20 protein-coding genes are annotated in these 19,799 nt (G+C 28.1%); 1 reads left to right on the top strand and 19 read right to left on the bottom strand.

Going from position 1 to position 19,799, the window contains the following annotated elements; translation table 11 throughout:
• The 10 genes from G9F71_RS22465 to G9F71_RS22510 all read right to left on the bottom strand — a co-directional run bounded on the left by G9F71_RS22465 (position 1) and on the right by G9F71_RS22510 (position 9,739).
• Positions 1 to 3,279: a sigma factor-like helix-turn-helix DNA-binding protein gene (locus tag G9F71_RS22465; protein ID WP_164950628.1), complete on the bottom strand. Its 3,279-nt coding sequence runs from the start codon at positions 3,277 to 3,279 to the stop codon at positions 1 to 3.
• Positions 3,263 to 3,478, bottom strand: coding sequence for a DNA-binding protein (locus G9F71_RS22470; protein ID WP_164950627.1), 216 nt, complete (start codon positions 3,476 to 3,478; stop codon positions 3,263 to 3,265). The genes G9F71_RS22465 and G9F71_RS22470 overlap by 17 nt, the downstream gene beginning before the upstream one ends.
• Before the next feature lie 494 nt (positions 3,479 to 3,972).
• Positions 3,973 to 4,755 (bottom strand): hypothetical protein, encoded by a 783-nt coding sequence (locus G9F71_RS22475; RefSeq protein WP_164950626.1) that lies wholly within the window; start codon positions 4,753 to 4,755, stop codon positions 3,973 to 3,975.
• Between the two features lie 651 nt (positions 4,756 to 5,406).
• Positions 5,407 to 6,465 carry a TnsD family Tn7-like transposition protein gene (locus tag G9F71_RS22480; protein WP_164950776.1) on the bottom strand — a complete coding sequence of 353 codons (1,059 nt, stop codon included), beginning with the start codon at positions 6,463 to 6,465 and terminating at the stop codon, positions 5,407 to 5,409.
• 37 nt (positions 6,466 to 6,502) lie between these two features.
• Positions 6,503 to 6,676: a hypothetical protein gene (locus G9F71_RS22485; protein WP_164950625.1), complete on the bottom strand. Its 174-nt coding sequence runs from the start codon at positions 6,674 to 6,676 to the stop codon at positions 6,503 to 6,505.
• On the bottom strand, positions 6,669 to 6,824 hold the full coding sequence (locus tag G9F71_RS22490) for a hypothetical protein (RefSeq protein WP_164950624.1): 156 nt from the start codon (positions 6,822 to 6,824) through the stop codon (positions 6,669 to 6,671). Before G9F71_RS22490 ends, G9F71_RS22485 begins: the two co-directional genes overlap by 8 nt.
• Before the next feature lie 313 nt (positions 6,825 to 7,137).
• Positions 7,138 to 8,091 (bottom strand): lysine exporter LysO family protein, encoded by a 954-nt coding sequence (locus G9F71_RS22495; protein ID WP_224626557.1) that lies wholly within the window; start codon positions 8,089 to 8,091, stop codon positions 7,138 to 7,140.
• Between the two features lie 198 nt (positions 8,092 to 8,289).
• Positions 8,290 to 8,499, bottom strand: a complete 210-nt coding sequence (locus G9F71_RS22500) for a hypothetical protein (RefSeq protein ID WP_164951531.1) — start codon at positions 8,497 to 8,499, stop codon at positions 8,290 to 8,292.
• Positions 8,500 to 8,568: 69 nt separating this feature from the next.
• On the bottom strand, positions 8,569 to 9,186 hold the full coding sequence (locus G9F71_RS22505) for a VanZ family protein (RefSeq protein WP_164951530.1): 618 nt from the start codon (positions 9,184 to 9,186) through the stop codon (positions 8,569 to 8,571).
• A 418-nt stretch (positions 9,187 to 9,604) separates the two neighbouring features.
• The gene (locus tag G9F71_RS22510) at positions 9,605 to 9,739 is read right to left on the bottom strand and encodes a PF20097 family protein (RefSeq protein WP_224626560.1); all 135 of its coding nucleotides are present in this window, start codon (positions 9,737 to 9,739) and stop codon (positions 9,605 to 9,607) included.
• A 197-nt stretch (positions 9,740 to 9,936) separates the two neighbouring features.
• On the opposite strand from G9F71_RS22510, the gene G9F71_RS22515 reads away from it, so the two are divergent.
• Complete coding sequence (locus tag G9F71_RS22515; protein WP_224626741.1) at positions 9,937 to 10,239, top strand: DUF3888 domain-containing protein; 303 nt, start codon at positions 9,937 to 9,939, stop codon at positions 10,237 to 10,239.
• A 49-nt stretch (positions 10,240 to 10,288) separates the two neighbouring features.
• Here the strand turns inward: G9F71_RS22515 and G9F71_RS22520 are convergent, their stop codons facing one another.
• The 9 genes from G9F71_RS22520 to G9F71_RS22555 form a co-directional block, all read right to left on the bottom strand.
• Complete coding sequence (locus G9F71_RS22520; RefSeq protein WP_164951529.1) at positions 10,289 to 10,474, bottom strand: hypothetical protein; 186 nt, start codon at positions 10,472 to 10,474, stop codon at positions 10,289 to 10,291.
• 41 nt (positions 10,475 to 10,515) lie between these two features.
• Complete coding sequence (locus G9F71_RS22525) at positions 10,516 to 10,707, bottom strand: hypothetical protein (protein ID WP_164951528.1); 192 nt, start codon at positions 10,705 to 10,707, stop codon at positions 10,516 to 10,518.
• Positions 10,708 to 10,815: 108 nt separating this feature from the next.
• Positions 10,816 to 10,944: a hypothetical protein gene (locus G9F71_RS27435; RefSeq protein WP_263488239.1), complete on the bottom strand. Its 129-nt coding sequence runs from the start codon at positions 10,942 to 10,944 to the stop codon at positions 10,816 to 10,818.
• A gap of 1,021 nt (positions 10,945 to 11,965) precedes the next feature.
• Positions 11,966 to 12,766 carry a hypothetical protein gene (locus G9F71_RS22530; RefSeq protein ID WP_164951527.1) on the bottom strand — a complete coding sequence of 267 codons (801 nt, stop codon included), beginning with the start codon at positions 12,764 to 12,766 and terminating at the stop codon, positions 11,966 to 11,968.
• Positions 12,767 to 13,393: 627 nt separating this feature from the next.
• Positions 13,394 to 16,225, bottom strand: a complete 2,832-nt coding sequence (locus tag G9F71_RS22535) for a P-loop NTPase fold protein (protein ID WP_224626744.1) — start codon at positions 16,223 to 16,225, stop codon at positions 13,394 to 13,396.
• A 35-nt stretch (positions 16,226 to 16,260) separates the two neighbouring features.
• Positions 16,261 to 16,554: a hypothetical protein gene (locus G9F71_RS22540; RefSeq protein WP_164951525.1), complete on the bottom strand. Its 294-nt coding sequence runs from the start codon at positions 16,552 to 16,554 to the stop codon at positions 16,261 to 16,263.
• A gap of 145 nt (positions 16,555 to 16,699) precedes the next feature.
• On the bottom strand, positions 16,700 to 17,080 hold the full coding sequence (locus G9F71_RS22545) for a hypothetical protein (protein ID WP_164951524.1): 381 nt from the start codon (positions 17,078 to 17,080) through the stop codon (positions 16,700 to 16,702).
• Positions 17,081 to 18,028: a hypothetical protein gene (locus G9F71_RS22550; protein WP_207712072.1), complete on the bottom strand. Its 948-nt coding sequence runs from the start codon at positions 18,026 to 18,028 to the stop codon at positions 17,081 to 17,083. It abuts the gene before it with no gap.
• A gap of 134 nt (positions 18,029 to 18,162) precedes the next feature.
• The gene (locus G9F71_RS22555) at positions 18,163 to 19,080 is read right to left on the bottom strand and encodes an MvdC/MvdD family ATP grasp protein (RefSeq protein WP_164951522.1); all 918 of its coding nucleotides are present in this window, start codon (positions 19,078 to 19,080) and stop codon (positions 18,163 to 18,165) included.
• Positions 19,081 to 19,799: the final 719 nt, after the last annotated feature.

Raw genomic sequence — 19,799 nt, forward strand, 5'->3', positions numbered from 1 at the left:
TCACCTCCCAATATTTACTCTACCAAATTCATCAATAGTAACTTTCGATGAACTAAAAAACTCTTCAGGCAGCTTGTTGTAAATAATTTTCTTTAATATAAGGAATTCTTCTATTTGCGACAAAACCATATTACCTTTATCATTGTATTCAGTTTCGATAACATGAATTATTATGTCATCAATTGTTTTAAAGCATGATGTAGCTGCAACAATAATGGTACTATCGTATCGCCAGTCACTTCCCTTCCTCATAATCATTCGATAACAATCATTCCAATTTTTCTTAATGATAGAATTGACAATATACCTGTTCCAATCAATTATTTGTTCTTTTATTTTAAGTTTTTTCTTACATAAATTACATGAGTCAAATTCAGAAAGAACAACATAGTTTTTATCAGATAGTAGATTTAACAACTCATAAAAGACTTCATCTTCATCGTTCTCATTTAACACGACATCAGTATGCAAAGCATATAAATCCATGTCAATCTGAAATAGGTTGTTTTGAGCCTTAGAAATATAATTTCCTGCCGTCATTTCATTGAATGAGAAATCATTCATCATTCTATATTTTATCTCGCCATAGCTAATAATTGGCTTGTCTTCAAACATCTTATATATTAATTGAATCGTTGTAAATTGCTGTTTTGTTTTTACACTTAAAATATGGGGTCTTCTGCTAAAGAAAAACTCATCTCCAAAATAATAACTTGCTAATGAGAATAAAGAAACTGCGTCGTTTATGCCATTTTTCATTAAAAAAACAGTTGCGTTTTTCAGTATCATATAGCTGTTTACATACCCATCATCATTCATACTACTTTTTATTTTAACAAAAAAGTTTTCTCTGAAATCCTGTGGCAAATCCAACTTAGACACATGAAGTAAAGAAGTGCCACTATCCCAACACAAAATATTTTTATTAAAATTAATTCCACTGCTAATCATAGCCTCTGTCCATTTTAATTGTTGTTTTATATTTTTCAACAACATTTTCCCATTATTTTGTAGTAATAAATTTTCTAAAATTATTTGTGTATTTAGATCCTGGCTATCTAATTTTTTAATAGAAAGCTTTTTGCAAGAATAATGGTTTCCAAAATAGTATTTTATTACGCCATACAAGGCTTCCTTGTTTGGGATATTACTCTCATCTTCAATTATTTCATTCTCCAGAGTATTATAAATGTAATCAGCAGATATGGAAGCACTACTTTCTAATGTAACATCAATTAATTCTTTGAGTTTGTTAATGAGACTGTCGGAAATAATTACATTATTGATGTGCATTTTTGTACTTTTCCCCCATAGTATTGCTGAGGTTCCCTCTCTATCAATTAATGCCCATGTATTCCTTAGATTTTCTTTATCAAACTGATCTAAACCATATTCAGTAGAAACAATTTGTTGCATTTTTACTATATTGTCTTGAGTATTTTTAAACCCTAGAGGAAAGTAATCTCTTAATACAATTAGGCATAAAAATTCTTTAGATATTTTCTTACTTGAATAATAATCTTTATATTGTTTATATCCGCATGCTTTTATAAAAGTTTCAAAAGCAAGTGTATCAATAAAATCAATACTGTTTTCCTGTAACAATTCCTCTATGTATATCATCTCGTTATAAAAACTAAATACATTGCCTAAATCTTCAAGTATCTGATTTAATTTTTCACGAACAATATTTACATTAATATTAATAAAAAATTCGTCCAATTCTTTAAAGTACTTAATATGATTAAATTCATTGTTAATAAGACAATCCCTCGCCAATAGGGCATTTTCATAGCTACCGATGATGTCTACCAGTAAATCAAACTTTAAATTTTTATTATTTATGAAATATTTTTTTTGACTTATTACTTCATCCAAAAGAGATAATAATCCACAAATTGCAATAACAGCTTTTTTTTCTTTTTGACGAACTCGTTCTCTTGTCACCTTTAACTTCTTACCTATATATTCTAATGTAACTTTATGTAATACTCGTTCTCTATACACATCAAATCCATCTGACAGTGTAATTTTATTAAATTTTTCTTTTACATATTCTTCTATCGAAAGAGTAAATAAATTTAAATTTTCAGTAAGTTCCTGAGCCTTTTTCTTTCCCACGTTGGCTATTTTGCTAAAATCATTTGTATCAAACTCTGAGAGATCACCAATAGTGTTAATACCTATTGAGTTAAAATAATGCACTATATTCTCTTCATACACATAGCTAATTTTTATTGACGTGAAATCCTTGTTTATGTTTGTTGTACTATTGTAACCCTTAAACAAATGACTTTCTGAATTTGATAATATATTTAAAAATGTTTCTTTAATTATTTCTATTTTTCCAACACCAATACCAGCAACCTTACATAACAAATCAAAATCAAAAGAGGTTAAATCTTTAGCCATAATAAAATTATTATCTGCACAATAACTTCTAAAAACTGAAAATTTATTCTCACTGAAAATTTCTTCAAGTAAAATCCCCTCTTTATCTGCTGGTATAGCGATGCTTGAACTTTCATTTTGTATTATGATTTCACCACTAACATACTTTTGATATCTTTCTTTAATACTGTTAATTCTACCTTCACCAAAACCTCTTAACAAAATAAGTTTATCAGTATTTAAATTTTTCATATCCCGCAAGAAAAGCAAGTTATTATCGTAGCAATACTTGTTAAAATTATTAAATATTCCTTCATTAAATAATTTAGAAATTAATAAATCTTCATTTACTATTGGGCGCTTTAATTGAGATATACCAACCACTATTCCTATATCGACATCATTTTCACCGACTGTAAATCCTTTATCAAGAAACTCTTGTTTAAGTAATTTATTATTGATTGATTTATTGAAATATAAAAAAGATTTTAGAGAAATCCCATCAAAAAACATATCGCATTTAACATTAAATCTATCGTTAAAGTTTCCTAAACCCACTTCCTCAAAATTAAGCTTTTTATAATTGCCTTGATCAATGGAAACAGATAATACATCCATATCACTACAATAGGTATTATTTGGTAGAATAGAAGAGGTCTTTTCTGAAACAAATTCAAATCCACGCAAAGCAAGCTCATCTATTAAATTAATTGCAGACTGGTGATTTGAAATATAGTATTTTCTTAATAGGTCTAACTCTATATATTCATTATTTAAATTAGCATTTGAATATCTAACAAATCTGCTAAAACCTGTGCTTGCTTTTATTAAGTTATCATATGTTATCCAATTTGGTTTTTTAATGTATTCATTACAACCTGAATTCATAGCCAGACCTCTTTTGTGATTTATTTCCCTTACTTTCCTTTAATCTGCCGTCAACTGGCTTATTTGAATAACTAGGTAAAATCCAAGTTTTCCCGGCTTTCTTCACTCCGTCAATGCGACCTTGCTCACAGAGCACTGCAACACGCCTTGCAGAAATCCCCCACATATCTGATGCTTTTTTAGTTGTTATAAAATCCATCCCAACACCTCATTATGTTTAGATAAGTATATTTTATTCTCTTATCTGAATAATACCAATATTATTTCTCCTGATTTTATTATTTAAAACATTATACACCTTTGTTATGTAATATGTTTCTTTGTAAACACAACTACACACACTGTACTGAAATCCTTTAACTACTATTTAAATACTAGTTACATAATATTTAAAAATCAATACCACTATACCTATATTTGTATTTATACTTGTTATTTAAAAACAAAACTATTTTTCCGTAAAATATTTGTAAATTCAGTAAAAAAAACAAAGTCTGAAGTTCAATTTCTCTAACCTTGGGCTTTCAATTATTGTTATTTAGTTTATTTAGGAGCAGATTCTTTATATTAAATAAAGGTATAATATATAGGTATGTTCAATTTATATAGTTTCTATTTACTTACTATTAATATTTTTTCAAATGATACTGTATTAAAAGTTACCATTAACATCTATCACAATTATAAACTTACTTACTCTATTTTTTCTATAGGAAATATAAAATCAGGTAATATTTCCTTGAATCCTATGTTATCATGTACAAATTTAAATGTTTGTTCTTTTTTATTAATGTTTTTTTCTCCAATAGGCTCGTTAGTATAATTAGAAAACCTACTTTTCAAATCGTCAATACTTTCCATTTTACGCCCTACAAATTGAGGCCAATTAATTACAATATATTCTTCATGTTTAATATTATTTCTCACATCTCCTTCACGACATTTCATTTTTGCTTTCATTGGAACTAAATATTTAACAATTCTTTTATTAGAGATTAACTCTTCAGATAACTCTTTATATAAATCAAAACAGCAATTTTCAACTATCACACCAGACCATTCTTGCATACATTCCATCTCATAAGCATCAATAAATGATTGTCCAACAACAATAGGAGGATTAACATATATTTCTCCTTTAGTCAATGTTCCTCGAAGTGGAAACCCTCGAAGTATTGATTGTGCTAATAATCTATTTAAGACTAAAATAATTTTCTTTAAGGCTTCCTCTGAAGCGTTCTCAGTATATAAAACAATACTATCTGAAAATTGATACACTTTAATATCATCATCAAGATTCAAATTATGTTTATCTTCAATATAAACACTTTTACCATCTAATGAAGATTTAATTGAACTTTGAAACAATGTGAATAATTCATTCCCTAAATTATCTAAATTACCATTGAAATTTTTTACAATATTTTTGAAACCTAAAATATCAATAAAAGCTATAAATCTTTCACCTGTGCACATTTATTAATTCTCCTTTAATTTTAAGTTATACTATTTTCAGCATTGCATATTATCCATTATTTTAATACTTGGTATTTTATATAAAAATTATACAATAAACCATACATCTCTAAACAATACGGAATTTATCTTTCAAGTTATTTACTTGTTCTCGATGGTTTTGCTTTAGGTATTGGAACCCTTGGAGCTTATGGTATAGAAACATTTCCATCTCTACTTTCCTTTTTACCTGACATTCGTTATTCTTCTTTCTTTAGGTTAGTATATCAATATTGAGAATAACATTGACTAAAGTTTAAAGTTGTTTGTATTATACAAATAGATCAACCTTAATTCACAATAAAATTATAACTCACTCCCCACATTGTTACAACAAAATTTTTGTTTATATGTCAAATTTACCCATGTAAACGCCATATTATTTAGTTTTGAATGCTTTCATCACTGTTAATTTTTTCATCAGCATAATATTTTTCTGCAGATAAAAAATGGATACTAGGGCAATCCAATATAATTCTTCTTGGTGCTCTAACATCCTTAAAATATGCAAATACAATCTAGTTACTAATTTATTTGAAAACTTCTCCAATCCATATTGACTTTATTTTTTATCTTTTTTCAAAATACTGACTCTTTATAATCACTGCTTCCTTACTCATATATCCCCCTATTATTTTGCGAATCAATATACCCCAATACCTTATCTTTTATTTTTCCAAAAGCTTCACTTCTAATTCCGGCAATTCTTTGTATTTCCCATATCCTTATTGGTTCAATTTTATCTATTTTATTTCTAATTATCTTTTTACATCTTCTAACTTGAAACTCTTCAACAGTTTCAAGTATTTCATTTAGATATTTTTCAGTATTAGGTAACTTGTCAATATTCTTTTCTAGTGACGTAAGTATACCTACATCCCTACCAATACTAGACTTTGTTATTCTTTTAGGTTCATAGCTATTCATTAATTCTTCATAATTATTCTTCACAATAAATAAAAACTCATTATCCCTCTTATTACAATCCACAAAAGCATGATGATTAATTCTTTTAATTTTTATTGGAAGTTTTTCGTAAAGCCATTTCCTATCCTTACGATAGATAAAAATGTATTCTTTTTTGCACATTTTCCTGATTTCAGTTCTTGCTGCTGCAGTATTACTTTCAATATTAGCTAATATACAATTTTTATAATCACTTAATTTATCAGGTTCAGCAGCAGAATCTTTATCCTTTATGTATCTGCTGTTATTTAGGAACATATTTGTTCCTAATATAAAATCAAATTTTAAAATAGTTTTAGGATCACAATTCATGAGCCTAGCTAACTCTCTAAAACTATATTTATTTTCTTTTAAATATACTTTGAGCTTATTTTCCCATACTACACCAAATTTTTTTATTCTTCCTACCCTATATCTATCACTACTTACTTTATCAGGTCCTTTTCTTGAATATACAAAACCATAATCGCAACTAAAGGTACCAACTGGTAACCGAGTCTTATAATCATCAGTTATCTTTAAATTATTTACTACACCCATCCTATAATGCTCTGCCACCTTATTTAAGCAAGGCCAAGGTCCTTTACCGAATAGGTTGTATTTATATACTTTAGCAGAAAAAAATTCAGCAATATCTCCTGTTAAAAAATTTATTAATAACAAATGTCGAACTGGATGTACCGTTCTTTTTAAATCTCTTGTTATTACCCTGAGCTAATTATATTCATCGTCATTATCTATGCTAGAATCCATAACTTTTAAATCTTCCTGTCTTAATTGCTTTTATCATGTTTGATCTACCTTTAGAAGGCACATCCTGTATCTTAATCCATGGTATATAATTATATCCTCTACCAGAACCTACTCCTTTCTTAATTGCTTTAGCTATACCAATAATTCTTTTCCTCTTAGCCACCAACGTTATCTCCCTTTAAAATTAGAAAAGCTACTCCCATCCATCTTGGATGAAAATGTGAGCATCCTTTAGTATATTCCCAATTAACTCTTCTGTTTTCGCTAAAGAAATATGAATGTTTACTTATTATTGTTCGTAATTTTAACAATCATTTCATAAACAATCATACCTCTCAAACCCCTATAATTGCTACGTTACCATAATGTCTGAACTAAAAAATTTAACAAGAACACTAAATTAAACCAACATCACTATTATAATCTAGTTTAAACTATCAATTAAAATCTTGAATCAGTAATAGCATTTTTTTCTGCATCTGTTTCAGTTGAATATTTATAATTGGTTTAATATTTTACGCATTAGAAAAGACACCCTGCTGAGTGTCTTAAATCGTATTATTTTATTTTGTAATTATGTCGCGATATATGAAGACTGTGAATTAATACATCTACATATTATGTTCATAGTATTCCATAAAGAAATGGCAAGATAAATGGAACAGCAAATGTAAGTATTACACCAGTTATCAAAGCTACAAGTCCTAACTCTGCACCAACAAACTTAGTTACTGGAACTAACATAGTATCCATATTTCCTGCTGCACCACCTGCGATTGGACTGCCTTTACTGATTCTAATTAACAACGGCAAAAGAAGTACAGTAAAAAATTCTCGCATTACGTTCACTACAAAACCATATGTACCAGATTCTATTCCATACCCTTGTGTCATGTATGCGCCTGTAATGCTATAATAGCTCATTCCACTAGCAGAAATTACAGAGATATGTATGGGAACATGTAATACTAATCCTGCTAATAAACCGCCTAATATGCTTCCAACAAATATTGCAATTGAAATATATACAACTTTAAAGCCTAATATCTTTATATAACCAAATACTTTACGATTAGTTCCGAGACTAATGCCAACACCAATATAAAGAAAAATAAGTGACCCCATTAAAGTATAACCTAATAGGCCAACCTGTTTATCCGACAACAAGAAATATCCCACAATAATTCCTGCAACAATACTAATAGGCATTATCCAAACTAAAGGCGATGTCTTTTTCTCTTTTTCTTTATCAATATCAACTTCTTTGTTTACATTTAGGTTTTCTGCATAAAGTTTTTCTCTAAGTATATCAAGCGGCAAAATTGTTTTCTCTACAAGTAACACTAATGCTACGCTAAAGGCTATAGCGCTTATAGCGATGACTGCACAATTAATACCGATTGTCCCTAAATTAAGCATTACAGAATCATTTATTCCAATATTCATACCTATTGTAAGCATTAATACAATCAAAGCAATGTTAATTATCCAGTCCACAAGTTTTAATACATTATCCGACAATTTCCTTATACCAAGCAATAAACCTGCTACTAAACAAAAAAATGGTAGCCAAGTCATTATACTACCTCCAATTTATTAATACTATCACTAGCTAGAATTGCTATGCTATCCCTATTTAAATATCTCCTGTTCATCCACTCAAGATTATATAATTATTGCTTCGCTATTTTTTACTATGTCGTCACTAAAGAAATCTACGAATTAGTTTTATTCAATTATCGTAGATTTATAATTTATGAACACTGTAAAAAATTATTACTTCTTATCATATTTATCAAATATAAACTTCATAAAAAAATAATATATTATTCCAAACAAGGAAAAGACGAAAACAGAATAAACTAAAGTTTTGATATAAAGATAATTGTCAGCAAAAGGAATAAGCTTTTTAAAAAAACTTATTGCCACTACTGAAACTATTGCATTAATATTCATGTATAAAATTCTTGCAGTTCTCTTTTTCAAAAGTCGGTCCCCCTCTAATTCACTTAGATTAAATCCTCCGTATCTTTTTACAAGTTCGACACAAAATATTTATTTACTATAATCTACATTTCTGTGAATACCATTTAGAAATTGTTTATTAATCAATTTAAGTACAATTTTCTTATAAAACATGTACCCTATCCAAGCACCAAAAGTATTTAATATAATGTCATCAATATCGAATGACCTACCTATATTTCCTACATAGTAAGATAAAAGCTGAATAATCTCTATTCCTAAAGTAAATAAAAACGAATATAAAAGTGTTTTTTTCATATTACCAAACTTTTTCCATAATATCGGAAGTAATAAACCGAAAGGAAATAATAGCAACATATTACCCAAGATATTCTTTATCCAAAATTTAATCATAAAATCCCTCATTTCTGGTTGTTGGGAAGCCCTAGAAATATCCTTTATCGTATTAAAGACGGGTACAACGTTTATTGAAACATTACCCTCTTGACCAGTCCAATTTATAAATAGAGGAAATAAAGTTATTCCTATATTACAGAGAATATAAACAAAAAACAAATTTAACACAATCTCTCTTTTAATTGAAAACTGACCCTTACTACGATTTTTGAGGATTAAAACTACTCTAACCAGTATCAATATAGGTAGACTAATTATGAATAAAGCTTTGAAATCTAACATAGTACCCATTTAAAATCACCCTTTCATTTGCTTTTTAAACCACTAAAATATAATAGATAATATAAATAGTATTACTTCGTTAATTTTTACAAGTTCGACATATCCCCATTATAAATATTAGTTACATAATATTTTGCATCCAATGTCACTCACTTTATATCTATACTAACTTCAACACAAAGCTACCTTTCCCTGCAACATTGTTAATTTAGGTAAAAAATAAAATTTAAGCTAAATTTCTCTAATCCCCCGCCTAAATTACTTCCTTCTGCTTCCTCTTTGAGGTTTTATTTATTTAACTAAACATTATATCCCATTACTTAACTCACCTTCAAATCATTCTTTTATTTTACTTAAATTCCATTATAATCCTTTTGCATCTCTGACAGCAATACGCTTCACCAACACAACCAGTAAAGAATCCTGTTCATTTTGACAAACTAAATTCTGTATCCCCTTCAGGTTTAAAATACACTTTATGTTTTTCTTCTCCCCAGAATATCGGTCTTACACTTTGAATATACCCCTTTTTCAGTTCTTTATTACAATATGGACATTGCATTCTTATTCCTCCCAAATAAATATAAATAGTTTTATTTCTATTTTATGAAAAGTATGAATTATTAATAAATCAATAATCTTTACACAAACTATAATATGAGGAGTTGATTTTATGAAAAAAATATTTATTCCAGTATTCTTCATAATATAATATTAATAAGTTTTAGCTCAAAAAATGCTTATTCATATAATGGTTCTATTTCTTATTCCAAGCAAGTAAATGCTCCTAATCAACAAGAACTATACAAAGGAAGTGTATTATCTCTTTTATATCCATATATATCAAATTCAATAGATAAATATTATGGTCACCCTAAACAATTTTGGCAACAAAAAATATTAAGTATCAGCAAAACACCAGAATTATTTGAGTATAAAATAACAGTACAAGTGGAAACCTTTACTGGACCACATAATCCACCAAGTGGTATAGAAACTATAACTATACTAACAAGTCCAATGGGTACTAAAGTTATTAATTTTAAGCATGAGGAAGAATAGCCTTTTTAATAATGCTAATAGGATAATGTTAAGACATAATATGTGAATATTATGTCTTAAGCTTTTTATATCTTTTTCCAATCCATCTAGACTGGATTATTGATGAAGTATATGAAAAACTAAAAATCCATATAAGTAGACCATTTTTTGTATATACTCCAAAATTTAATCTACTAATACAAACTACGGATAGAATAAATGACAATATCAATAATATTAATTGTTTGTTTTTCATAATAAATGCCCCTTATTTATATGTTTTAGTATCGATTTATCTTACTGTGACGTATTAGATTTATCTTTAGAAAAATACTTTATTGCCGAACCAATTATTACCCCCAAATATAAAATCACACTTGTTGCTAATAAATCTTTTATATGATTTGACCAATAACTTAGAACCCCAATCACTGGTATACATGAAACTATAGCCATAGGTTTTAACATATAATTTAGAAATTTTTTCATAAGTTCACCGCCTCTTAATTAATGCACAATATAATACGGTTACGAAACAACTCTTATAACTAAACTATACCATTATATACAATATTTAATTACTGTTTAACATGTGTTTTATGAAAGTATAGCTTCTTCAATCATCTCCTTAGCCTCTTCATCCTTAACCTCTTGAAATCCTGTAAACTGATGAACCTTATAAATACTTATTCCAATTACCTTCTCATTAATTTCTTCTATAGCCATTTTATTTTCCTTTTCCCGTAACCCTTTAACAAATTATAAAATTTGTTCTCTACTTTGTACACAAATATTAAAGTCTGTCCCAAAATCACACCTTTCCCCCACTCCATTCTCCTAAATTACACTCAAATACGAATATTAAAGTCTGTCTTTTTTCTTGCATTTTATCAAGTTCTCCCTCATATTTTCAATCTCTCTGTTTAAGTTCAAAGAGCTTATTCCTTCCTTAAATCTATCCCTGTGACACACTCCAACTCTATCACCCTTAATTCTATTTCATATTAATCCTATCATCTTATCACACCGTAAAGCTAACCATTCCAAGCCTTCGTCTCTTTTTATATCCTGCTTGTTTCTATCATTTATTCGAGGAAATTATCTGCTTTTAATCCGATTTTGGGAGTTTGATCCGGGCAGGAATCTGCAATTGTGGGGAGGGCGTAAGGGTAACAAAATGAATGAAGGCAGGTTGATGTTCCTGCGTTCCTTCATATATTGGGACAGGCTTTATTGTTTTAAGACAGACATATTAATAAGCTAATATTTTTTTGACAATTACATAAAAAACATTCACAAAAAACCATCAGAATTAAAATCTGATGGTTTTTCATCTTTAAAATATACTGCAATAATTTATTCATAATTGATCAAAACCATGCAAGTTCACTTAAAAACATTCTTAGGTACTTAAAGACATTCTTAGGTACTTAAAGAGTTTCTTAGGTACTTAAAGACATTCTTAGAACATACACACTACTGTTGCTTTATAATAAAGTTTGATCAAATTGATACTAATAACCCTGATAAATGAACAAAAAGAAAAGCTTGTTTTGAAAAAAAGATTGATCAAAACAAGCTTTTAATATATTCAATTGAAGCATTCCTTTATAAAAAAGTTTGATCATTTCTGTGATCCTTATTCAAGAAATGCGCCCGATTGTTGAAGATCATTGTAAAGTCTTATTGAAAAAAAGCACCCGATAGTTTAATAAGCCATTTTCTAAATATCACCATTAATCCAAACTTACGGCACTAATGCTGTTTCACTTTGCCATGAAGTATAAATTTCTTTAATTTTTCTATTTGCATCTACTAGTTCATCTAGAATTTTATTAAATTTTTCCAATGTAGCCATTATAGTACTGTTTGGATCTACAAAATGAAGGACTACGTAACCTCCGATTTTTTCTACAATCTCTTGTGGAAACTCCTCGCTCCAATGTTCTTCTCTTTTGCTAGGGGAACCTGGTACAAGTGTACCATTTACTCCATAGGTGTGAGGCTTGCTTTCATAAAGGATATTTCCTTCTTGGTCAGTTAACAATAAGATCACAGTGCCATGAAATCCCTCTAGTTTATCTTTCGTGCGTGTTTTTGTTAGTGCATTAATACGCCCAGTGTTAGAAACTGTAAACTTCGTTCTCATTTTCCTATCATTTCCAAGTCCCTCTTCTTGTTCAGCACTAATTGGAAAACGAAGAGGACGTATATTTGTATGTGTATGCCACAGAACTTTCCATTCTGGACCATAAATCACTACATTACGGTCATCTTGTAATACTAGGTGGGCAACAGGATTCCCGTGAGTATGTGTGTGCCATAATGCTCGACCTTCGCCGTAGATGACAAAGTTTCCATCCTCTTGAAGTACAGCCCAATCAACTTGATGTCCGTGAGTTTCGCTTGACCAAGCCGCATCCATGCTTTCAACTGTATACAATACTAAATTTCCATCTCCCTGCATAACAAGGGAGTATTTTTCATTTGCTGAGAGAAGTTGTTCACCAGGTAGTAGCTTCTCTCCGGGATTCAACCGATCCGCCATTAATGACCCCTCCTAAAGTAAATATTATTTTTATTGTCTCCTGTTAATAAAAAAAAATTCATGCATATCTCCACCAAGTATCCTTCACAAACTCTCCATACTAATGTTAATTTAAATATCCAATTTTGTTTGAGATTCTTATTCAATTAAATGGCCCTTTAACGGAATAACGATTGTCACTTAGCAGTTCCTTAATCCACTTTTCAAATTCAGGTGTTCTTTCCTTTTTCACTATAAATAAACACCCCTTCAGATCATATCTAAAGGGGTATAACATCGCATCTTTTTTATAAACGTCGCGACTTTATTCAAAACATCGCGTCTTTTTTATAAACATCGTAACTTTATTTTAAAGCCACATTTATGTAGCTTTGTGATAAAGATTGATCAGAATATCTCTTACAAATGGCTAATAGCATAAGGTTGATTTATTACTTTTATAATGAAGTTTAATCAAAATTAAACAAGTAACACAAGACTAGTTTTAAATTTTTATAATAAAATTTGATCAAAATATTTTTTGAAATCTTTCAAAACTTAATTATAAATGATTTACAAAGAGTTATTCTTTCCAATATTATGATTTTGTTATTATATAATTATTAACTTAGATATCTGATTTATATTCTATTTCTCTTTATAATATAAAATTCTCTCTACGTTCAATAGAAAGTCAAATTCATAAAACATATTACTGTCTTCTTCTAGTATCTTTGTATATAAATCTTTTATATTTTTCTTAGATTTATAATCAATTCTTTTTATTTGTTTTTTATTAATTATATGATTAATCAAATTTTTAAAATTATAACTCATACCTGTAGTTATTTGTTGCTCTTTAGATAATTCTTTTATTATTTTTTTTATTTCATCAATACTATAATCTGTAAGATCTCCTAAATCTTCTTCATATTTTTTAAATATAACAACATTATTAACATTGTTTATAAAATTAAGTAATTTATAAGTATTCTCATAAATAGCTATAAATTCATTTAGTTTTATTACTAATTCATTTTTTCTTATAAATGTAAATTTACTAAAATTCACCTTATTAATAAGAACTTTAATTATTTCATTTATACTTGGCTCACCATGAAAACTATCAATAATTTCTATATCTAAAGAATATTTTATTATATTAGAAATTAATTCTTCTGTTGATGAAGATTCAGTAAATATCTCCTTCACTTTAGTGTAATTATATTCTTCATATTTTTCTAAAGTTACTAATTTTATTAAATTGGCTAATGATCCTTGGTTAATAACGCGATTTTCTTTTTCTATTTTATCCAAATAAGACTTAATCTCTTCTATATTAAACCAAGGTTCCATTTCTAAACTATTTTCATCTATTAATTTATTAATTTTTTCTAAATAGTGATTCACATAATTAATATCTGCTTTTTCTGTAATACTTAATACTTCTACTATTGATAATTTAGAATTCTTAAGTAAATCAATTATGTAATTAGCTAAATATTCAATTCTATTCAGAGTTTTTTCATGACTTTCTTTGCCCCTAAAAATGCTTTTTTGGTATAACACTAATATCTCTACATGATTGTCTTTATCTTTATTTAGTTTTCTATTATCAATTATTTCTAGATATCTTTGTGAATCTATTAATAAATTAATTTCGTACATTGTAAAATAGTAATCAATAAAAATATCTTTTATAAAATTTAATGTGTTAATTCTTCTTAAATCTTTGATTTCTTGGTACTCAAAGTCTTTTTTTTCTACGCTCTCGGGAATTAAATTTCCTAATATTGCCTTAAAATATTCACCTTTTACGTTAATATCTTTCATATCTAAATAATCAATGTACTCTACAACCCCATTTAACCTAACAATTTCTTTATAATCCTCATTATTGAATATTTTAAGATAATTAAAAAAATACACTAATTCACTAACATCAACAGTAGTTAGTAATTTTTCTCCATCATTCCTATTTTCATAAAGTCCATCAATTAATAATACTGTGTTTTTAATATCATTTAAGAAATGCTTTACTCTTCTTGAATTATTTATATTCATTCTTCTTTCTACACAATAGCTTTTAAATTCTTTTATATTTTTATTATTTTGTTTAGAATAAATATATGAGTTTAGCCTCAACTCAATTTCACCAAAGTAATTATAAATGTTGTTATTTATTTCTTCCAAAATCTTTTGAGAAAAAGAATTTTTAAAACTATTAATATTTAAAATTTCTTTTGCATGAAAGTTGATTATTTCTTCAAAATCTACATCCGCTAATGGAATCTGGGTTGCAATAAATTTTTCAAGATAACGTTGCTTTACTATTTTATTCAATTTTAGATTTTCATAGTCTAAGGCAATTATAGTCACACAGCCATCAAAATCTATCACTTCTTTTATAAATGAAAGAATATCTAGTTGCTTGTTTTCTTCCACTCTATCGAAATCATCAATAATTACAATTAATCTATCATACCTATCTTTTTCTTTATTATTTTTTTTATTATCGTTACATAAAAGAGCATTAATATCTTCTTGCAAATCTTTTTTCAATTCTTTGTAAGATCTTTCCTCCTTAATTAAGTCCATGAAATCATATAATGTGACCCGTTTATTAAATTCAACTAATTTTAATATTTCCCTAAAATATTTATCTGTAGAACTATTTCTTCCACTATAAATTCCATGTTCTCTCATTAAATTAGATATAGATTTTTGAAACTCCTTAATTAAACGTTCTTGGCTATCACTTATCATAGGTTTAATATAAATACAATATTTTTTATGTTTTTTACAGTCATTAATCAACGCTGATATTAGTTCGGATTTTCCACTTCCCCAATTGCCATTAATTGAAATTCCATAATTCTCATAATCAGTTTGCTTAATTATATCTTTTAAAACATTTAATTGTGCACTTCGAGTCTCATATAAACTGCACGCTATTGTTTTCTCAGTATTTTTAAGACACTCACTATACATTATACTTACTAAATTAATCTGCCATATAAACGGAAGCATAATATCTTTTATGCTATAAAGACTTGATATTAGTAAAAAAACATATGTTATCGCGATAGTATATTTTATGAATCTTATCTTTATCTTACATTTTGAATATTCACTTGAAACTTTATAAAAGAAATACCTATCTAGCAGGTACCCTATTAAAATCACTATAATTGTTATAGGCATTAAATTGTAAAAAGTCACATTAAAGATAGGCTTGATTGTTGTAATATTCAGTGCTTTAATCAAATAGGATAAAAGTATCATAAATAAAGATATTTTAAGACATTTAGATAATTCATATATGTAAGACCACTCTTTTTTATACTTAAAAATCATAGTTATTGCTGCAATGATCCCTATAAAAATAATAATTAACTCAAACTTATAGCAAAAGTAATTAATTTGATCCACGAGATATTTAATGTTATTTTGAATGACATTTGAGAACCATCTATTCATGTTTTCCACTTGCTCACTCCCTTATTTCTTTAGTTTCATAAGTAAACAGGTTCCTCTCCCCCTATGCTCCTCGACTGAACTGTACTTACATCAGTAATACAAATTAATTTTCCCTTACCCTCATTTATAGTTAGAAAATTTATATACTTCCAAGTAATAAAATCTTTTAGTGACCTCTTTTCTTTAAAATCTATTATTTCTTCTTTTGTTGTACTATTTAATATATATTTCTCAAACTCACTAGCTTCCTTATAACTGCTTATTCTATAATTTAAAAGACAAAAGTCACACAATTTGCATGCGACTTTTGTTTTATTGTCTCTATACATTTATATTTGATTTTCAACTTGACTACATCAATCGTAAATGTACATTTTTTGAAGTAAAACATCCATCTCGTCTTGTAGTAATGTATAAAGAAATACCTTCCAATAGTCTTGAGAACCAAATTTCTTATTAATATAATTTTCATATTTAGCACAAATAAAATTCATCTGGATCACTGTTCTCAATGTTTGCGGTCTCCATAGTTGATCCTAGTCTATACAATTCATCTGGATCACTATCCTCTATAGTTTCTGTCAATCTTGTACTACCTAATTGAAAAAATTCATCTGGGTCATTATCTTCTACAGTAAAAGTGATTTTTGTTGTTCCATATAAATTAAATTCATCAGGATCACTGTTTTCAATTACTCTAGTCTCAATTGTGCTTTCAAACTTACCAATATCAACTATCTTTATCTTCTTATCTTGATCTTTATAGGCTATTTGACTTGCTTCATCATAGTAAACTCTTGTTTCATTATTAATTTTTATTTTATTAGCATAGTTTGCTAAGTACGGTTTTTTCATTTATTTACCCCCTATAGTTATTATTTTAATATAATTATTTTTTTTATTTGCCTCTACAACATCATCAATTTCTTTAATATCAACATTGCTTGAATTAAACATTTTAATTGAGTTTAAAATTAATTCATATCGTTTTTTAAGCAGTTCATTATTTGATACGCCTTTAATTATAATTATTTGTTTTATATTTTCTTTTTCAACCTTACTATATAAATTAAGTAGGCCACTAGAATATTGTTTATAGACTTGTCCAGAATCATCAAAACCTACATAACACACCGTATCCTTTGTCGGGCTTTTATTGGTCATAGTAATTTTACTATTTATAAATAAACCACTTACACTATTGGTACAAAAAGTTATTAATAAAATGACCCCAAAGTACTTTATATAATTTTCAATGTTAGTTACATAAGACACAAAAAATGGTGCCTCTTTATTTACTGCGTACCAGTCTGAATAATATGATTCTGCCAATTTGTTTAACTGTTTATTACTTTGCTTCAAGTCGCTAAATCTACTTCTAATAAAACCCTTAACTTTATAAAAATCCAATAAATACATCATTATATTTATTAAATTATATATTATAATACCTGTAAATAGTAACTTTAAAGTAGTATTTAATTTGTTTGTTATATTGGATATATTTGTAAGTAGAAGGGGGATCAAAAATAACATAACCGCAATATAATTATTCATCTTGTCAAATGCTAACTTTTTTGTCTCTTCATATTCATTAATTTTATACTTTAAAAAATCAGTTTGTAATCTAATCTCCTCATCTGACCTGCCATCAATATACTGATTATATAAATTTGTTTTTCCCTCTACTTCAATCTCAGTCGGAAGCTTATTTATCTCATCAAAACCAAGTAACTTTATAATTTTAAATTTGTCATTTTTCTTCCAGGAGCAAATGTATAATTTTTTAACCCCTAACCCCATACTAAACAAAGAAACTCTCAATTCATTAATTTGAAAATTATTTTTAGTTACATTATGAAAATTTCGGTCTAAAGTTATACTTATAAGAGGCTACCTTGATAATATATAAACTATACCATAAATTATTTTATTCATTATACCTCACCTGCCAAATATTCAAAGACTGATTTCGAAATATCTAAATGTAGTATATCTTCTAACCAATACCATTGCCCATTAGGATTAACTTCCAGGAAATAATATTCATTGTTAGAAACAATAAAATCAAATGCACCAAAATCTAAGCCCATTATTCTTAACATTCTGCTACACTGTTCTTTAATCTCTCCTGGCAACTCAATAATGTTATAAATATTATTACTACTTGTCTTTCTCCAGTCAACTTTATCACTACTATCTATCTTAACAGTATAAAATATACTATTAATAACGGTAACCCTTACCTCGAAATCCTTTTTAATATATTGCTGAAAGTAACAGGGTGATAATCGAATGTCCTCTATATTAAAATCCTCGTCAACCATATTAGTTTGTATGTACTCGATTTTATCCCCTGATATAACTTTTCCCACAGATATTGGTTTAACTATACTGATATTTGAATTATAAAATTTCCTTGCCTCATTAGGAGAATTAGTAATACAAGATTGAGGTAGCCTAAATCCTATCTCTCTTGCAATACTCATTTGAACTATCTTATTTTCAGCATTTCTAAGTATTGATGGTTTTGTTAAACATCTACCTTTAAAAACCTCAATAATCCCAATAATAGCAGTAAGTATTTCTTTGTACATCATATTATGGTACATAGAATTGTATTCATCTAGTTTAGGGAATACAGGTTTTCTATAATAAATTGCATCTATCTCTCCCTCATTTATTATCCAATATTTGTTTTTAATGATCCAGCCTTCTTGATTACCTACAATTATTTCATAGTCTTGGAAATAATCTGTATTAAATCTATAGAATAAAGCATGTTGATTATACTTATTGATAACATAATCAACTGTTAAATCAACGGAACTTGTTATAATTAAAATCTTCTTCATAAATTTGATTACCCCCAGTTAAATTATAACAAAGCAAGCTTACTTCGTTCGCAATGGTGACTGTCACCACCCTATGTCAGAACATATTATCCACGAATAAACCACAATTTTCTACCCAATACCGATAGGTGAGCCACCGCTTTTACCACTAAAGGTGGCAGTCAGAGTCGCCTTTCCCCCGGTTCACACCGTACGTGATAGTTTCCCATCATACGGCGTTCCATCTATACAGCTGTTTTCACATGTGAATTACCAAGTCGTTTCCTAAAAATCTATTTCAAATTTTTTTTAAGTAGTCAAGTTATTGTGCCACATTCACCGCCTCCTATAGATTTAGTGTTTATGGTTTTAGTCAGTTACGCCTACGGCTTCCTTGACAGACTGGTCACATGTTTTACTGTATAGACTATGCCCCTTTGCTCTACCTCCATTACAGAAGCTTCATCACTACTACAGGCTGCTGCCCTGCAATTTCACCAATCATTTCCTATTGATTAGGACTGGTATATCACCCATTACGTCTTCTCACGTATCCTATTGCAGTTCCCTTGTTCCCGTCACTTTAGCTTTACATAACAGTTTTAGCTCTACCCTTTAACCCGACTGCCACTTTCAATCAGTGTGATTTCTATATTGAAAGCCTTGGACCTTTGCGGTTTTCAGTTGAATTCCACCGAAGTATATGTAATTCAACGACAGTACCCACATGGGGCGAGTTT

The sequence above is a fragment of the Clostridium sp. FP2 genome (assembly GCF_011065955.2).
In the GTDB taxonomy this organism is placed as follows: domain Bacteria; phylum Bacillota; class Clostridia; order Clostridiales; family Clostridiaceae; genus Clostridium_AD; species Clostridium_AD tagluense.

Excerpts from the sequence above, each read along its gene's own strand:
- G9F71_RS22465 (WP_164950628.1), bottom strand. The coding sequence starts at position 3,279 with ATGAATTCAGGTTGTAATGAATACATTAAAAAACCAAATTGGATAACA.
- G9F71_RS22470 (WP_164950627.1), bottom strand. The coding sequence starts at position 3,478 with ATGGATTTTATAACAACTAAAAAAGCATCAGATATGTGGGGGATTTCT.
- G9F71_RS22475 (WP_164950626.1), bottom strand. The coding sequence starts at position 4,755 with ATGTGCACAGGTGAAAGATTTATAGCTTTTATTGATATTTTAGGTTTC.
- G9F71_RS22495 (WP_224626557.1), bottom strand. The coding sequence starts at position 8,091 with ATGACTTGGCTACCATTTTTTTGTTTAGTAGCAGGTTTATTGCTTGGT.
- G9F71_RS22505 (WP_164951530.1), bottom strand. The coding sequence starts at position 9,186 with ATGGGTACTATGTTAGATTTCAAAGCTTTATTCATAATTAGTCTACCT.
- G9F71_RS22510 (WP_224626560.1), bottom strand. The coding sequence starts at position 9,739 with ATGCAATGTCCATATTGTAATAAAGAACTGAAAAAGGGGTATATTCAA.
- G9F71_RS22520 (WP_164951529.1), bottom strand. The coding sequence starts at position 10,474 with ATGAAAAACAAACAATTAATATTATTGATATTGTCATTTATTCTATCC.
- G9F71_RS22525 (WP_164951528.1), bottom strand. The coding sequence starts at position 10,707 with ATGAAAAAATTTCTAAATTATATGTTAAAACCTATGGCTATAGTTTCA.
- G9F71_RS27435 (WP_263488239.1), bottom strand. The coding sequence starts at position 10,944 with ATGGCTATAGAAGAAATTAATGAGAAGGTAATTGGAATAAGTATTTAT.
- G9F71_RS22530 (WP_164951527.1), bottom strand. The coding sequence starts at position 12,766 with ATGGCGGATCGGTTGAATCCCGGAGAGAAGCTACTACCTGGTGAACAA.
- G9F71_RS22535 (WP_224626744.1), bottom strand. The coding sequence starts at position 16,225 with ATGAATAGATGGTTCTCAAATGTCATTCAAAATAACATTAAATATCTC.
- G9F71_RS22540 (WP_164951525.1), bottom strand. The coding sequence starts at position 16,554 with ATGTATAGAGACAATAAAACAAAAGTCGCATGCAAATTGTGTGACTTT.
- G9F71_RS22545 (WP_164951524.1), bottom strand. The coding sequence starts at position 17,080 with ATGAAAAAACCGTACTTAGCAAACTATGCTAATAAAATAAAAATTAAT.
- G9F71_RS22550 (WP_207712072.1), bottom strand. The coding sequence starts at position 18,028 with ATGGGGTTAGGGGTTAAAAAATTATACATTTGCTCCTGGAAGAAAAAT.
- G9F71_RS22555 (WP_164951522.1), bottom strand. The coding sequence starts at position 19,080 with ATGAAGAAGATTTTAATTATAACAAGTTCCGTTGATTTAACAGTTGAT.